Genomic DNA, 16,859 nt, shown 5'->3' on the forward strand with positions numbered 1-16,859 from the left:
TAATTTATTGCTTATTTATCGAGCACTCATACAGTTTAGTGTAAAAACTTCACTTTTTGGCTTGATTTATTTGACCAACGTGGCACTGTGTACAGGCTGAATATGTATTCAGTCCACAATTCGATTCAAACAATAATTAAAGGAGTAGCGCTTCAATGTGTTCAATCTTTGGTATATTAGATATAAAAACAGGTGCAGATGCACTTCGTCCTACAGCGTTAGAATGTTCTCGTCTTTTACGTCACCGCGGTCCCGATTGGTCTGGAATTTATCACAGCGACAATGCCATATTAGTGCATGAGCGTTTATCTATTGTTGATACTGAGCATGGTGCTCAACCTTTATACAATGGTGATAAAAGCAATGTACTTGCTGTTAACGGTGAGATTTATAACCACAAAGCATTAGCCAGTGCTTTAAACGTTGATTATGAATTTCAAACAGCCTCAGATTGTGAAGTTATTCTCCCTCTATATGAAGAATTTGGTGTTGAATTTGTTGACAAACTACAAGGTATGTTTGCCTTTATTGTGTACAACGAAAAAGATAACTCTTATTTAATAGCACGTGATCACATTGGTATTATTCCTTTGTACACGGGTTATGATAGTGAAGGTAACTTCTATGTTGCCTCAGAAATGAAAGCGTTAATGCCGATTTGTAAAACCGTTGAAGAATTTCCTCCTGGACATATTCTTGATAGCCGTGTTGGGAAATTACAACAATATTACAAACGTAACTGGCAAGAATATGCCGCGATAAAAGATAATACCACTAGTACGACTAAAATTCGTGAAGCATTAGAAGAGTCAGTTAAAAGTCATTTAATGACTGATGTACCTTATGGCGTATTGTTATCAGGTGGTTTAGATTCTTCACTCATTTCTGCGATTACGCAAAAATTTGCAGCTCGTCGTATTGAAGACAACGATTTAGCTGAAGCTTGGTGGCCAAAAGTACATTCATTTGCCTGTGGCCTTGCAGGTTCTCCTGATTTAATTGCAGCACAAACCGTCGCAGATAGTATTGGTACTATTCACCACAGTGTAGTGTTTACCGAGCAAGAAGGTATTGATGCACTTAAAGAAGTTATTTATCACTTAGAAACCTATGATGTAACAACTATCCGTGCTTCTACGCCAATGTACTTAATGGCGCGTAAAATCAAAGCAATGGGTATTAAAATGGTACTTTCTGGTGAAGGTGCTGATGAAATATTTGGCGGATACTTGTACTTCCATAAAGCACCAAACGCACAAGAGTTCCATGAAGAGCTTAACCGTAAGCTTGATCGACTTCATAAATTTGATTGCTTACGGGCAAACAAATCAATGTCGGCTTGGGGCATTGAAGCGCGCGTACCATTTTTAGACAAAAACTTTATGGATGTTGCAATGCGCATCAACCCTGAAGATAAGTTGTGTGGCAATGGTAAAATGGAAAAAGCTATTTTACGTGAATCTTTTGAAGGTTACTTACCAAAAGAAATCTTATGGCGTCAAAAAGAGCAATTCTCAGACGGTGTAGGTTATTCTTGGATTGATGGTTTAAAAGCCCATGTTGAGTCACTTGTTACTGAACAACAGCTTGAAAATGCTCACATTAGATTCCCGGTAAATACACCTGATAACAAAGAAGGTTATTACTACCGTACTGTTTTTGAAGACAAATACCCATTAGCTACAGCTGCTGATTGTGTTATTGGCGGAAAATCTGTTGCTTGTAGCACAGAAGAAGCCTTAGCTTGGGATGAAAGCTTTCAAAATAACGCAGATCCATCGGGTCGTGCGGTACTCAGTGTACATAACGAGAGTTATTAATACTCTTTAGTAAGAAGATTGTTTTACAGTAAAAATAAAAAGCCGATAATTATTATTATCGGCTTTTTTAATGGCTAAAATTAGCTTTTGTTTACGCCATTGCTTTATTCAACTGATGGAACATCAATAGCAGAGAAAACCTTTTTACCTGCTACCCAAGTTTGTGATACCTGACTTTGCCAAATTGTGCTTTCAGGCATAGTCAGTAAGTCATCCGCAAGTAAAATGAAATCAGCTTTTTTACCGGCTTCTAAGCTGCCTATAAGCTTTTCTTGATGCCCCGCATATGCCGCATCAATGGTAAAGCTTCTTAATGCTTCAGTACGCGTCATTTTCTGGTCCGCATACCAGCCTCCGATAGGTAAATCTTTATGATCTTGTCTGGTAATTGAGGCATGTAAACCAAAGAATGGATTGGGTGATTCTACTGGGAAATCTGAGCCTGCGGCAATGATAGTATTACTATCAAGAAGCTTTCGCCACGCATAGGCACCTAATATTCGTTTTCCCCCCAGTCGAGTAACGGCCATATTTTTATCACTCGTGGCATGTGTCGCTTGCATCGAAGCAATAACATTAAGTGAGGAAAATCGAGAGATATCTTCTAAACGTAATACTTGAGCATGTTCTATTCTATGGCGTAATGCTTTAGTTTGGCTCTTTTGTATAGCCTGTTGGTAAAGATCTAATATCAATTTATTAGCATTATCACCAATCGCATGAGTATTAACTTGAAAACCAGCATTCATCGCAAAATCAATATAGTGCTGTAATGATTTTTTATCGTGTAACAACAAACCTTTGTGACCTGAGTGATCGCTGTAATCATTAATTAATGATGCACCTCGACTGCCTAATGCGCCATCTGCTTGAATTTTGACACTGTTAACAGCAAACATTTCATCTTCAGTCCTATAAGGTCCTTGTTCTAGTTGTTGCTGCCAATTTGTACTAGGTAGATACAACATACCATTAATACGAATAGTCATATTTCCTTCACTAGCAAGCGTCTTATATAACGCAATATCTTTTTGCTCAATACCAGCGTCATGTACACTGGTTAATCCTAAACTTGCCAATGAGTGCATTGCTCTTTTCAAAGCGATTTTATCTTCCATAGGCGATGGCGGAGTAATACTAGCAGTTATCAACGTCATTGCATTATCAATAAAAATGCCAGTAGGCAGACCATTTTTATCTTTTATGATATCCCCTCCTACCGGGGCTTTACTTGCTGATGTTATACCCGCCAACGCCATCGCTTTTGAATTCGCCCAGCCAGCATGACCATCAACTCGTCTGAGCCACACTGGTTTATTAGGAAATGCTTCATCTAAACTTTTCGCATTTGGATAGCTGTTATTTGACCATTGCACCTGATTCCAACCACGACCAAGGATCCAACTCATAGAGGGATTATCCTTGGCATAAGATATCGTGCGATTAACGGCATCAAGCTCTGAAGTAGCATTAACCAGATCCACACGTAATAAACTGTGTCCATAGCCAATAACATGCCCATGTGCATCAATTAGTCCCGGTAGCATCGTTTGACCTTGTCCATCTATAACAATTACACCTTTAGATGCAGGAAGTACTGCTCCAATCGGATATACTTTATTGATGATGTCATCAGTAAACGAAATTGCAGAAAATTGTGTGAGCGAATTGTCGGTGAAAGTATAGCCGTTAACGTTCTTTATCAACGTGGTTTGAGCCATCAGTTGTGAGCTAATAAGTAGCAAAGAAATAGCACTAATAAATTGAGGTTTTTTCATAATATTGCTCTTGTTATCATATTGTATTGTTTGTGTTTTATTGATATTTTTTACCTCATCTTAGCATGACGTTAAAATCAAACAAAAAAATTAAATGTTGAATACCCAATACTTTATTATTTACGTTAATGTTTGCACATGAAAGCAAAAATAAATCTCTCTTTGTACATTTATTACCTTAACGTCATAGAGTTAGTTAGGGTAAAATAAACCTCTTGTTTATATTCTACTGAAACATTTAAAGGTTATCGTGTGACTGAAAAACATTTAATTTGGGACTTACCCTTACGCATTTTTCATTGGGGTTTTGCCGCTACTATTTTAGCGGCCTGGTATACCGCTGAGCAAGGTGCTGATCTGGTTGAAATTCACATGCAATTAGGTTTTGTTGCCTTAGCTTTAATTGCATTTCGGATTTTATGGGGATTAATTGGTCCTAAACATGCGCGATTCTCACAGTTTGTCCCCTCTCCAAAATCACTACTTTCATATTTACGAAGTCCAAATACCGCTAAGAGCACAGCGGGTCATAACCCACTGGGTGCTTTGATGGTAATTTTAATGATATTACTGATATCAGCACAAGCAATCAGCGGCTTATTCATTAATGATGATGTGTTTTCGTCAGGCCCTTATTACGGCAGAATCAGTAATGAATTAGAAAAGGTAATGAAATTTTTGCATCATAATACTTTTGATTTTATGATTGCCGCGATTGTTTTACATATCGCCGCTATCACTTTTTATTGGCGAGTAAAAAAAGAGAATTTAGTGCTGCCCATGATCACGGGTAAAAAGACAACAGCGCAAGTTAAATCTTCTGATGCTATCCCACATTCAAAGATTATTCTTGGTTGTATTGTTGCCGTTTGCTGTGTCATTTTTGTTTATTGGTTAGTCGTAGTCAATGCACCTGTAATTGAAGAATTTTATTATTAGTATTGAGGTAAGCTTGAGCAGACAAATATTTAGTGACTAAGATTGTTTATATTACAGAGGTAAAACTGCTCAGTGGTCTCGTTTAACGACGCTAGTTCACGGCCATTAAACAATAACCACTGAGCAGTTTGCTTAAACCTTAATATAATTATGGGTCATTTCAATTTAGAAGTAGTGACGGTACTCAAGCTTAAACTCTTGAAAGCTTTTATTATCATGAGTATTGCTTTCAACACGATGAAAATTAGCTGAAAAGCGTACGCTGTCATTTTGTCCAAGTCCTACACTTTGCTCAACGCTCACTCGACTTCGCTGTGTTTGGTCAAACAAAAATTGATAATGTTCTGCATCAACTAACAACGTAGTTTTCGGCCAATAATATAGAAAACCTACCTGTAAACCGGGTGCAACTGCCGCGTAAGTATCAAGCTTTCGATTAAATTCAAGACGACCGGTAGCTAATAAAAACACATAACTATTTTCTAAAGGTTGATAACTGACTCCGCCACCGCCGGAGCCTTGAGTAACCAGCACTTCTTTATCCTTTGTCCATTGTTGTTCAACGCTAATATTTGCTTTCCAAGACCATGGCGAAAAATAGTCATTCCTTGCGGATAAAGAAACGATATCAAGTAGCTCAGCTTTTTCAAGTTTCACATCGCCGCCTTCGTAAACCCTCACCATTGCATTCACCATATTTAATGACATACCCGTATAATAGCCTGAGATGGGATCTAACAAATCGTGATAACTACCTCTATATTTGATTTCTGCAAAGGATTTATCAAGGTTTTGTCCTACACTAAATCCTAGCATAGCCGTTTTATGACCTAAGTCTGGTCTGTCTGGCTGTTCAATTGGTATGACTAATTTAGTTCGGTTTTCATTCAGTCGTCTAAGTAATAAAAAACTTCGACGCGTAGTTTCTTTTGGTCGACCATTGAATGTATTTTGATAACGTAAGTAACGATAAGCGCTATCGACAATACCTTGCTGCTGTACTTTACTAAGCTTAAGGAATTCGTCGCTATTTAATACTTCAATATCCTGAGATAAAGCCAGTGCTAATTCATTTTCTTCAGCGCTTAACATCGCTAATTGTGCTTTTAGCTCCGTCAATATTGATGGTCTATAATTTGTTTCTCTTATTAAATCAGCTTCTTGCACTACCCTTACTGTATCTAATGGCATTGCTGTCACCGGAAAATTTTTGGCTAGGTATAAGCCTGGTCTCGCAACATCAAGCAGCTCTAACAACCGAAACGAACAGTTTTCATCAAAAAAGTAATATTCAAAACTAATGCCTTGTAGCTCCCAAATATGAGCCAACATGGTATTTATTTCTTCTTGGGTTAAATCTAATTTATATTCCCAAAGGTCACGGTTTTCTAAGCGACTATATTCTTTAATTTTTTCGAAATAGGGGTTAGCCGCAAAGTATCCAGGATAACCACCGGTTAAGCCTCTTGCTGCATATAAAAAACCGCCCTCACCTTCAGGTACTGTGGCGCCAAAGTTTAATGCATAAGAAAGATAGGTTGAGTTTTGTTCAACATTATCGGGGTCAAAACGTAGAAAAGTATGACCATACATAGATGAAGGGCTATTTAATTGCGCTGAAGCAAACACTAAAACTACATTCGTCGTCTTTAGAGTGCTACGCCAGTCCAGATACTCCTGACAAACATAAGGTTTAACTTCTTCACGAAGACCTTTGACATTATTAAATAAAAATAATGTTCTTGCTGGGAATTTACATTGTATTTCATCCCGCTTTTTTAGTGACGCTATTGTCGCTAATAATTCATTTTCTGGATTTTTTGCACCATCTATCGCTAAAAAGAAATTTACATCATCAACGTAGCTTTCAAGTTCATCAGCTTCAGTTTGTAAATTTATATGTAACAATGCACGCCATTGCTCTGTTTTAGCCAACTGAGTAATATTTTTATGTGGTTGCGAATTAGCTTTTGGGGAGGTAAAAAAAATGAGCGCTATAGATAGAAGAACTGCTTTAAATTTCATAGGTTATATTTATTAGCAATAAAATTGCAATGAGTGATCGTAATGGAAACAATAGAATTAAAAAAGGCTACTTAAAGCAGCCTTTTATCATCGATAACAATTAATACTAAACAGTATATTTAGCTAACTTTTCATCATTTTTCATTAAAGAAAACATTGAGCTAACTACATGTTCTGTTGTTGCTTCTTCTGAAGGGAATAATGTATTAAAGTTATTATGTAACGTTGATTTGAATAAAGCCCGATCTGCTTCTGCAACACCTAAAGAAACGGCAACAGCAGTTATTGCTTCACCATCACCGCGAGCAACATCTTCACTGAATTCGTCCATAATCATACTAACATCAATCATTTCCTTACCGCCGTAAGTCAATGTGCCTTTAGTTGAACAACCATTAGAACCGAATGACATACCAAAAGTATTGTTACCAGTTGACGTGTTAGTTGTAGCAGCAAGAACATGGCTTGGAGTACCCGATTGACCAGCAAAAAGCATATTACCCCAACCACAAGATTGACTACCAGGTGCATCTGCTAGTGCAGAAGTAGATATTAATAATGTTGATGCTATTAAAAGTTTTTTCATAATAAATCCCTATAAAGTTATGTTAAATAATACTTATTTAAAAAATAGAAGCTATTCCAGTCTAATACATATATTTACATAATTCTAGAGTAAAACTGCAAATTTCCTTAAGCTATTTCTCTCTTAAAATAATAGCCCATTTAGCTATTTCATATATATTTTTTAATCGTAAATTAGCCATAATAAAAAAGCCTTTAACTGTGTTAAAGGCTTTTAAAATAGTAACTTTTATTTAATAACTACGCGTGTAATTATTCTTCTTTAAAGTCATCATGACAACCACCACAGGTTTTACCAACGCCACCAATAGCTTTTTTAATTTCACTTTCATTATTAGATTTAGCAGCAATAATTAATTTAGAAGAAGCGACTGTTAATAGGTCGATATTTTTACTGAAATGTTCAGGTTCTTGCCAAATTTTAGCTAAAGCTTCTGTTTTTACATCAAACTTAGAGGTATCAGTACGAGTATAATCAGCAATCATTAAAGATAATTGATTTATGCGTATGGCATTTTTTTCGACAACTTTAGCATCAAGTGGAATTTTTCCTTTCGCCATCGCGCCTAATGGCCCCATGTTTCCACCTAATAATTTAAACACTGATTGACGTAACTCAGTTGCATAAACAGCATGTTTTTCAGAACTTGCTGGCTGCGCCAAACTTGCCGTAGCAACCACTAAACTGGTAGAAATTGTTAACGCTAAAACACTTTTTTTCAGGAAACTCATTGATATACTCTCTGTTAATAATTATTGTTTATTCCTTTTGTCCGGCTAGTCTAGCCTACTGGTACACTACAGCAAGTAAGAACTTGTAACAAAAGGATAATATTCGACATAATACATAAAGACTTGCCGTTAAAACCTGTTATAGACCATTCACAATTTCTTTAACTAAAGGTGGTCCTTGATAAATAAAGCCAGTGTAGACTTGCACCAAACTTGCGCCCGCTTCAAGTTTTTCATTGGCATCATCACTTGATGCTATGCCGCCCACCCCGATAATAGGTAATTTATTATTAAGCGCTTCACTGAGTAATTTAATGACTAGAGTACTTTTTTCTTTAACCGGTTGACCACTTAGTCCACCCTGCTCAGTGCCAAATTGTAGACCTTCAACACCTTCACGACTTAAAGTAGTATTCGTCGCAATAACGCCATCTATACCATTATCAATTAAAGATTTTGCGATCGACTTCACTTCATCACCCGTTAAATCAGGCGCAATTTTTACGGCGAGTGGTATATACTTACCGTATTTTTCAGTAAGTATGGTCTGCTCTGCTTTTAACGCGGCCAATAGTTCATTTAATGCATCTCCATATTGCAGTGAACGTAAGCCAGGCGTGTTTGGAGACGATATATTCACCGTGATATAAGTCGCTAAGTCGTAGACTTTTCGCATACAGTGAAGGTAATCATCTTTAGCATTTTCTTCAGGGGTATCTTTGTTCTTACCAATATTAATACCCAAGATGCCTTTAAAGTTTGCCGCTTGTACTTGCGATACTAAGTAATCCACGCCCTTATTATTAAAGCCCATGCGATTTATTACAGCATTAGCCTCTGGCAAACGAAAAATACGCGGCTTATCATTACCTGGTTGCGGTCGTGGTGTTACTGTGCCCACTTCGACGAAACCAAAACCCATCGCATCAAAGGCATTAATACACTCACCATTTTTATCAAGTCCTGCCGCTAGGCCAACAGGATTTGGGAAGTTGATGCCCATAACCGTTAATGGTTTGTCTTGCACAGTTTGCTTATAAAAGGCATTAAACGGTGACTTCCCCGTACTCTTTAAACCCTTTATGGTTAATTCATGGATGGTTTCAGCATCAAACTGAAAAAGTACTTTACGAATGGCTGGATAAAACATAATGCCTCGGCTTGTTTACGAATAATAAAAATAAAAAATCCCCGCTAAGCGAGGATTTTATCAGTTAACTCTAACATTACAATATGCTAGCTTTGATTGGCCAAAATAAATTTACGTCAATGTTTTTCTGACGTTTATTTTGGTGATACAGGCTGGCAATTTAAGCTTAATAACATTAATTCACGTAAGGCTACTGAGAATTTAGCAAAATCATGAGACTGGCCTATTTTAAAGTCAGCTAAAATATGCTTCCAGCGCTCTAGTGGTTGTTCATTAGTATCAATCCACACGGTAAGCAACTGTTCTAAATCCGCAAATTGAGCATCACATTGACAGCGCAATACAACCGAAGTTAAAGAACGCTGTTGCCAATCTAACTCTTCTCTAAAGGATGCACGAGCAAGTGCTTGCCAATGGTTTGCAACGGGTTGGCGAGTAATTTGATCTAAGAACCAATGTAACTCTAAACGAGCACCAAGCTTAAAGTACAAACTGGCAGCTTGTTCTACAGTACAATTATTTTCATGGGCTATTTCTGCAATATCCATAGTCGAAAATAAAGTACTTAATTGAGAAACTCGTTTTGCAATAACTTTAGGTACGCCTGACTCAACTAAGTCACTCGCTACTCGCTCTAAAGCTTCAATTTCTTCACTGATCATAAAGCTTGCTAACTGCTCAGATATGATAGCAAACGTTGGTTGATACAAAGTAATTGACTCTGCAATCGACAACGATTTATTACGATGACGCAAGAACCATCGAGTTACTCGTCGAACTGTTCTACGATACTGGTACAACATTTCGGTTTGAATAGCAGTAGATATTTGATTATCTAATACTTCAATTTGATTCCAAAACTCTCCTAGCTCAAATACGGCACTGGCAATAGTATAAGCATTAGCTATTTCAGCAATACTTGCTCCCGTTTCTTCTTGCATGCGGTTAACAAAATTAAAGCCCATATCGTTACCAATTTTATTGGCAAGTTTAGTGGCTATAATTTCTGCACGTAATGGATGCTGTTGCATTTCATTTTGATATTTTTCGCGTAACTGTTTAGGAAACGCTTCAATAAGTAAACTATTATGATAAGGGTTATCTGTAATTTCAACATGGACGAAATCATCTTTGAGAACCATTTTACTATAAGCAAGTAATACAGAGAGTTCTGGACGTGTTAACCCATGACCTTGTGCTAACCTATCAGCAATTTCTTCATCATCAGGAATAAACTCTAAACCACGGTTTAATTTACCTGCTCTTTCAAGTTCATGGATAAAGCGAACTTGTTCTTTTAACTGATTCACGCCACGCATTGCTGTAATAGATAATGAATGTGTTTGGCGATAACAATCTTCAATAACAATATCACCGACTTCATCAGTCATATCAGCAAGAAGTTTATTACGTTGCTTAATAGTTAAGTCACCATTTTGTACCAAACTATTTAGCAATATTTTAATGTTTACTTCGTTATCTGAGCAATCAACTCCACCAGCATTATCAACGGCGTCAGTGTTAATACGACCGCCATTGGCAGCATACTCAATGCGTCCTAATTGAGTTAAACCTAAGTTACCACCCTCACCGACAACTTTGGCTTGCAAGTCAGTACCGTTGATTCGTAAATTATCATTAGCTCTGTCACCCACTTCTAAGTGTGATTCTTTGCTACTTTTAACGTAAGTACCGATACCACCGTTCCAAAGTAAATCAACTTTCATTGTTAGTAACGCTTGCATTAAATCAGTAGGCGCCATGCTCTGTTTTTGCGTACCAATCATTTTCTTAATTTCAGGGGTAAGCTTGATAGATTTAACATGACGACTGAAAATGCCACCGCCTTTAGAAATTAGCTCTTTATTGTAATCTTCCCAAGTACAACCGGCTAAATTGAATAAGCGTTCACGTTCTACATACGAACTTGCGGCTTCAGGGCTTGGGTCAATGAAAATATGCATATGGTTAAATGCAGCTTGTAAACGAATATGTTTTGATAACAACATACCATTGCCAAATACATCTCCCGCCATGTCGCCAATAGCAATACAGGTAAAATCAGAACTTTGACAATCAATGTCCATTTCTCTGAAATGACGTTTCACAGACTCCCATGCACCTTTGGCTGTAATACCCATAGCTTTATGGTCATAACCAACACTGCCACCTGAGGCAAAGGCATCGCCCAACCAGAAGTTATATTCATCAGATATAGCATTAGCAACATCTGAGAACGTTGCTGTGCCTTTATCAGCGGCAACAACTAAGTAAGCATCATCTTCATCTAAACGTACGACATCTTTTGGTGGAACTATTTCACCGCCAACAATATTGTCAGTAATATCGAGTAAGGCGCGAATAAAGGTGCGGTAACACTCTTTACCTGCTTCAAAGATTTCTTGACGAGAGCCATTAGGTAGTTGCTTACATACAAAACCACCTTTAGCGCCAACAGGAACAATAACGCTGTTTTTAACTTGTTGCGCTTTAACTAAACCAAGTACTTCAGTACGGAAATCTTCACTTCTGTCTGACCAACGTAAACCACCACGAGCAACTTTACCACCGCGTAAATGTACACCTTCAATTTGTGGAGAATAGACAAAAATTTCAAATTTTGGCACAGGCTGTGGCATTTCACTTATTTGCTCAGGCAATATTTTAAATGAAATATATGATTTATCACCTTTAACAGGATCTGCTTGAAAATAGTTAGTACGGATAGTGGCATTAATCATTTCAACAAAACGTCGAATTATGCGGTCATCATCTAAGTTAGCGACGTTATCAAGTGAACTTTCAATTTCAGCTAATAATTTATTCGTTGTTTTCTCTTTCGCAATGGCTGTTGCTTTACTCTTTGGATCAAAACGCAAAGTAAATAGTTTAATCAACTGTTCAGCAATTTCAGGGTAACGTGAGAAAGTATTTTCAATGTAGCTTTGGCTAAAGCGACCCGCAATTTGGCGGTCATACTTAGCAAAGGCTCGTAAAATAGAGACTGCACGTCCTTCAATACCAGCACCTAAAATAAGACGGTTAAAACCATCGTCTTCTAAGTCACCATGCCAAACTTTGGCAAAAGCATCTTGGAACAGCGTTCTAACTTTATAGACATCAAATTTCCCTTCACCTGTTAGGTACATTGAAAAATCTAAAATCCAACTCGCTTCATCTTCTGTTGTTTTAATCGCATAAGGTCTTTCACCGATAACACGTAAACCAAAGTTTTCCAACATAGGTAACACATCACTTAAGTGAATAGGTTCGCCTTTATGGAATAATTTTAACTTAACAAAACGGCTATCCGGTTTTTCTTCAAGCGGTTGATAGAAAAGCATTTCTAGCTCATTGTCAGCATTGATATTTTCAAGCTTCTCAATATCTACAATAGCTGAGCCTGGTAATACTTCATCTTTATACGCTTGTGGAAATTTAACGTACTTACGGCTTAATGCTTTCGCTGCAGCTTCACCACGATTAGCCCCTAAAGCACTGACTAACTTATCATCCCAGTTACGAGCCGCTTCATTTAAATTCTTTTCAATTTCTTTCACGTCTATATCTGCTTTCGTTGAGTTCACTCGAACAATATAATGGGTTCTTGCATGAACCGATTCTGAGAAGAAGGTAGTGAATTCGACTTCTTCATTGCTATTAAACACTTCTTGCAATAATTTTTGCGTATCCATACGTAGCTGGGTGTTATAACGCTCTCTTGGAACATACACCATGCACGAGTAGAAACGATCAAAGGTATCGCGACGAACAAACAACCCGGTATAATCACGTTCCTGCATCTGCAAGATACCCGTTACATTATGAAGTAACTCATCTACAGAAGACTGTAATATCTCATCTCTTGGATACGTTTCTAATATATTAATCAACGCTTTATAATTATGAGTTCCTTTTGCAAAAGGAGACGCTTTACAAACAGACATTACTTTAGAGTTGATAAAGGGCAAATCTAACGCACTATTAGTGTAATAAGCAGAGCCGAAAAGCCCGATAAAGCGTTCTTCACCAACAACATTGCCTTTATCATCAAAACGTTTAACACCAATATAATCTAACTGGGCGGGACGATGAACACGTGAACTAGAGTTAGTTTTAGTCAAAATAAGATGATTTTGATCTAGAGCTACTTTACGCCCAGTCTCACTTAAGCTAGATACTAAGCGAGATTTAGAACCTTGCGAGTTTTTCATCAAACCAAGGCTTGATTCAACATTCGCTTCTAATGAAATATCTCCCTTAACGGCTTTAACGTCGTATGAACGATAACCCATCAAGGTAAAGTTATTCTCTGAAATCCAATTTAAGAAACTTAAAGTATCTTCTTTATCCGTTTTGAGTCCTGGATATTTACCTTTCTTAACATCAGCAATAACCTTGTTTAAACAAGTTAACATTGGTTTCCAATCACTGACTGTTAAACGAATGTCTTCTACAACAGAGAGTAAGGCAGTTTTGATCGCGTCTAACTCGTCTTGACTTGATTGACGGTCAATTTCGATTAAAAACACAGTCTCTTCTGAACTTGCTTTGACTTTACTGTCAACAATAGGTGCTAATTCAATTACTTCGTGCTTTTTATCACGAGTAATTTTAAGGGGAGCATTTAACATTAAATGCGGCGACACGCCTAAGCGATTTAAGGCTATGCGGATAGAATCGACTAAAAAAGGCATATCCTGAATTATCACTTCAATAATCGTATGGCTAGATTTCCAACCATTTCTACTTACTGAAGGATTAAAAACATGAATAACAGGAGCATCATCTTTATGCTCATTAAGTGAACTCCATAAACTAAGCACCGCACCATACATATCACTTTCATTACGATGGTCGAGATCTAAAGATGACAAGTTTCCGTACAATAAATTAGCAAACTGCTCTACTAAGGGAGCTGTTTTGTCGTTTACTTTTTGCTGGATAAGTTGTGCAACATTGCTAAGTATAACCGAGGGTGAACCGTTTACTAACGCCATGGATGTTCCCTTTTAAAAAAAGCTTAAATAATTGATTTTTGGTTTTGATAAAGTTTATGCTTTCGACCAAAGCAGTCGTAAGAATAACCTTTATACTTTATATTTTTATATAATGTCTATCAGAATAGACTATCCATCGGATTTTATGAATAAATTTAGGCTTTTGCGAGTGTTATTTTGTATTTTAGTGAGTTAATTCTTAAGGGATGTAGCAGTAAACGAACCGTTTATTTTACAGTTAATTATGTTTATGCAGTTATCATAAATAGATACTGGTTAAACAGCTTTTTTATTGTTTATTTATGCAATATAGCCAAATTTTTTTTATTTAATTTTAGCAAAAAAAAAACACTTAATTATACGGTTAAGTATTTAATTAAGTGCTTTTTGTCATGTAAAGTAAAATTGTAAATGTTGAACGCTGCTATATAACAACTTAGTGGCAACATTTTATATTAGCATTGATGTCCTCAGCGAAAACTATTCAGTCACGATTCTTATTTTTTATCATTCCTTTTCTCTGGCCATAAAAAGGCTGAGAGTGCAGGTAAAATAATAATAGCGGCCAACATATTAACCAAAAACATAAAGGTTAGTAATATTCCCATATCTACTTGAAATTTCAAATCTGAGAAAAACCAAGTCGACACACCAATGGCCAAAGTTAAGCCGGTAATAAGTACAGCGCTACCACGCTCTTTTAATGCTTCAAGGTATGCATCATGGACATTCATGCCCTCTTTTAGCTTAGTACTCATGGTAGATAGTATATAGATACCATAATCGACACCAATACCAACGCCCAATGCAATAACAGGTAAGGTAGAGACGGTTAATCCGATATCAAGTGCCGTCATTAACCACTGAGCTAGCGTAGAAACTACATATAAAGGTAAAACAACGACTAAAGTTGCTCTGACGCTTCTAAAGCTAATTAGGCACAATGCAATGACAGCACCGTAAACATAAAGCATCATAGGTAACTGAGCTTCTGCAACCGCTTCATTCGTTGCGGCCATAACACCGACTGGCCCAGAGGCTAATTTGAATTGAACGTGTTCACTACCCAACTCTTTAGCGGTAACTTTAACTGCTTCAATGACAGTGTTAATCGTATCTGCTTTATGATCTTCTAAGAATAAAATCACTGGCATAACACTACAATCACTATTAAGAAGACCGCTAGACGATGGAACTCGGGCAATTGACTGTACTAACGTTTGCTGATTACGTGGAATAACTCGCCATTTTGGATTACCTTCGTTATAACCGGCATTAACAATTTTAGAGATAGAAGATAAGCTGACCGCCGATTGCACACCCGCAACATTTTCCATCTGCCATTGAAAGCGGTCTATCGTTGACATGGTATCGTAATAAGTACATGCATCAGCGCTTGTCTCAATAATTACCGACATATAATCAACACTAATTGCATACCTATCAGTAATTAAGAAAGTATCTTGGTTGTAACGTGAAGATTCATGTAACGCCGGAGCACCCGCATGTAATTCACCAATTTTCAAACCTTGGCCTTGATAAAAGCCAACAACGAATAAAATAGCCGTAAAGAACAGTATTATTCTTGCAGGACCTTTACTGGCGAAACTAGCCATAAATGACCACACAGCACTTTGTTCACTTAATTGACCAACTTTCGCACTCACTTTTATTTTGGTAAATGAAAGTAATACTGGCAATAAAATAAGGTTAGTTAAAATAATCATCGCCACACCTATCGAAGCGGTGATAGCAAGTTCTTTGATAATACCAATATCAATAGAGAGTAGCGTTAAAAAACCAACCGTATCGGAGAGTAATGCTACACCACCAGGAATCAACAATGCTCGAAAACTTGCTTGAGCTGCTGAAGCAGGCGTTAAACCAGTTGCAACTTTTTTAACGACCGAATTTATCATTTGTACGCCATGGCTCACACCAATGGCAAAAACTAAAAAGGGAATCAATATCGACATAGGATCAAGACCAAAGCCAAGGCTTGATAACATGCCCATTTGCCAAACAACGGCAACTAAAGAACAAAGAATAGGTAAAACCGTTAAACGAATTGAATGACAAAAAATGTAGACCATCACTGCGGTAATGGCTATTGCTAGGGCAAAAAATAATACTACACCCTTAGCACCCTCAGCAACATCGCCGACCATTTTGGCAAAACCAATGATATGTACACTGATATTATCGCGTTCAAATTCTTGACGAACTTCTTGTTCTAGTTTTTCTGCTATTTCAAGCGTATCTAATTTTTCACCAGTATCAGGATTAAATTCTAATAAAGCCGCTTTAACCATGGCACAACTGTAATCGTCAGCAACAATACTACCGACAATACCTGCTTTCTCTATATTGCCCTTAACTACGCCAAGGCCTTTTTCTGATGGTTGAAAATCTGCGGGGATAACTGGACCGCCGGCAAATCCATCCTCAACGACCTCGACAAAACGAGTACTAGGCGAGAACAGTGATTTTACTTGGATCCGATCAACACCAGGAATGAAAAACAACTTGTCGTGTACACCTTTTAAGGCGTTAAAGAAATCAGCGTTGAATATATCGCCATTACTATCACAGACAGAGATTAGAATATTATTAGCACCACCAAAGTTTGTCCTATGTTTCAAATAGGTTTTCATGTAACTGTGGTTTAGCGGTATATTTTTAGTAAACGAAGCATCGAGTCTAATTTGAGTCGCTTGGAAGAGAAAAAAAGCACTGGTGATAATGAATAACATTAACACCAGGAGTTTATGACGAAATAGGCCTACTTCAATACGGTTAGCCAGAGAAATTTTCATATTAATACATTCCG

9 protein-coding genes are annotated in these 16,859 nt (G+C 37.2%); 2 read left to right on the plus strand and 7 right to left on the minus strand.

Annotated features, from left to right (window positions below; all coding sequences use genetic code 11):
• Positions 1–155 precede the first annotated feature (155 nt).
• Positions 156–1,820: an asparagine synthase B gene (gene asnB, locus CPS_RS12465; protein WP_011043600.1), complete on the plus strand. Its 1,665-nt coding sequence runs from the start codon at positions 156–158 to the stop codon at positions 1,818–1,820.
• A 104-nt stretch (positions 1,821–1,924) separates the two neighbouring features.
• Here asnB and CPS_RS12470 read toward each other — a convergent pair whose 3' ends face one another.
• Positions 1,925–3,598, minus strand: coding sequence for an amidohydrolase (locus CPS_RS12470; RefSeq protein WP_011043601.1), 1,674 nt, complete (start codon positions 3,596–3,598; stop codon positions 1,925–1,927).
• A gap of 252 nt (positions 3,599–3,850) precedes the next feature.
• On the opposite strand from CPS_RS12470, the gene CPS_RS12475 reads away from it, so the two are divergent.
• The gene (locus tag CPS_RS12475; RefSeq protein ID WP_011043602.1) at positions 3,851–4,537 is read left to right on the plus strand and encodes a cytochrome b/b6 domain-containing protein; all 687 of its coding nucleotides are present in this window, start codon (positions 3,851–3,853) and stop codon (positions 4,535–4,537) included.
• A gap of 165 nt (positions 4,538–4,702) precedes the next feature.
• Here CPS_RS12475 and CPS_RS12480 read toward each other — a convergent pair whose 3' ends face one another.
• From CPS_RS12480 to CPS_RS12505, 6 genes are all read right to left on the minus strand, one after another.
• The gene (locus CPS_RS12480; RefSeq protein ID WP_011043603.1) at positions 4,703–6,562 is read right to left on the minus strand and encodes an Lnb N-terminal periplasmic domain-containing protein; all 1,860 of its coding nucleotides are present in this window, start codon (positions 6,560–6,562) and stop codon (positions 4,703–4,705) included.
• A gap of 106 nt (positions 6,563–6,668) precedes the next feature.
• Positions 6,669–7,148, minus strand: coding sequence for a DUF3015 family protein (locus tag CPS_RS12485; protein ID WP_011043604.1), 480 nt, complete (start codon positions 7,146–7,148; stop codon positions 6,669–6,671).
• A 251-nt stretch (positions 7,149–7,399) separates the two neighbouring features.
• Entirely contained in the window at positions 7,400–7,879 is a 480-nt protein-coding gene (locus CPS_RS12490) for a c-type cytochrome (RefSeq protein WP_011043605.1), read from the minus strand.
• A gap of 139 nt (positions 7,880–8,018) precedes the next feature.
• The gene (gene pyrD, locus CPS_RS12495; protein ID WP_011043606.1) at positions 8,019–9,029 is read right to left on the minus strand and encodes a quinone-dependent dihydroorotate dehydrogenase; all 1,011 of its coding nucleotides are present in this window, start codon (positions 9,027–9,029) and stop codon (positions 8,019–8,021) included.
• A 134-nt stretch (positions 9,030–9,163) separates the two neighbouring features.
• Positions 9,164–14,029 carry an NAD-glutamate dehydrogenase gene (locus CPS_RS12500; RefSeq protein ID WP_011043608.1) on the minus strand — a complete coding sequence of 1,622 codons (4,866 nt, stop codon included), beginning with the start codon at positions 14,027–14,029 and terminating at the stop codon, positions 9,164–9,166.
• Positions 14,030–14,526: 497 nt separating this feature from the next.
• Positions 14,527–16,845, minus strand: a complete 2,319-nt coding sequence (locus CPS_RS12505; protein ID WP_011043609.1) for an efflux RND transporter permease subunit — start codon at positions 16,843–16,845, stop codon at positions 14,527–14,529.
• Positions 16,846–16,859: the final 14 nt, after the last annotated feature.

Origin of the sequence: Colwellia psychrerythraea 34H, from assembly GCF_000012325.1 — a bacterium.
Taxonomy (GTDB): Bacteria; Pseudomonadota; Gammaproteobacteria; order Enterobacterales; family Alteromonadaceae; genus Colwellia; species Colwellia psychrerythraea_A.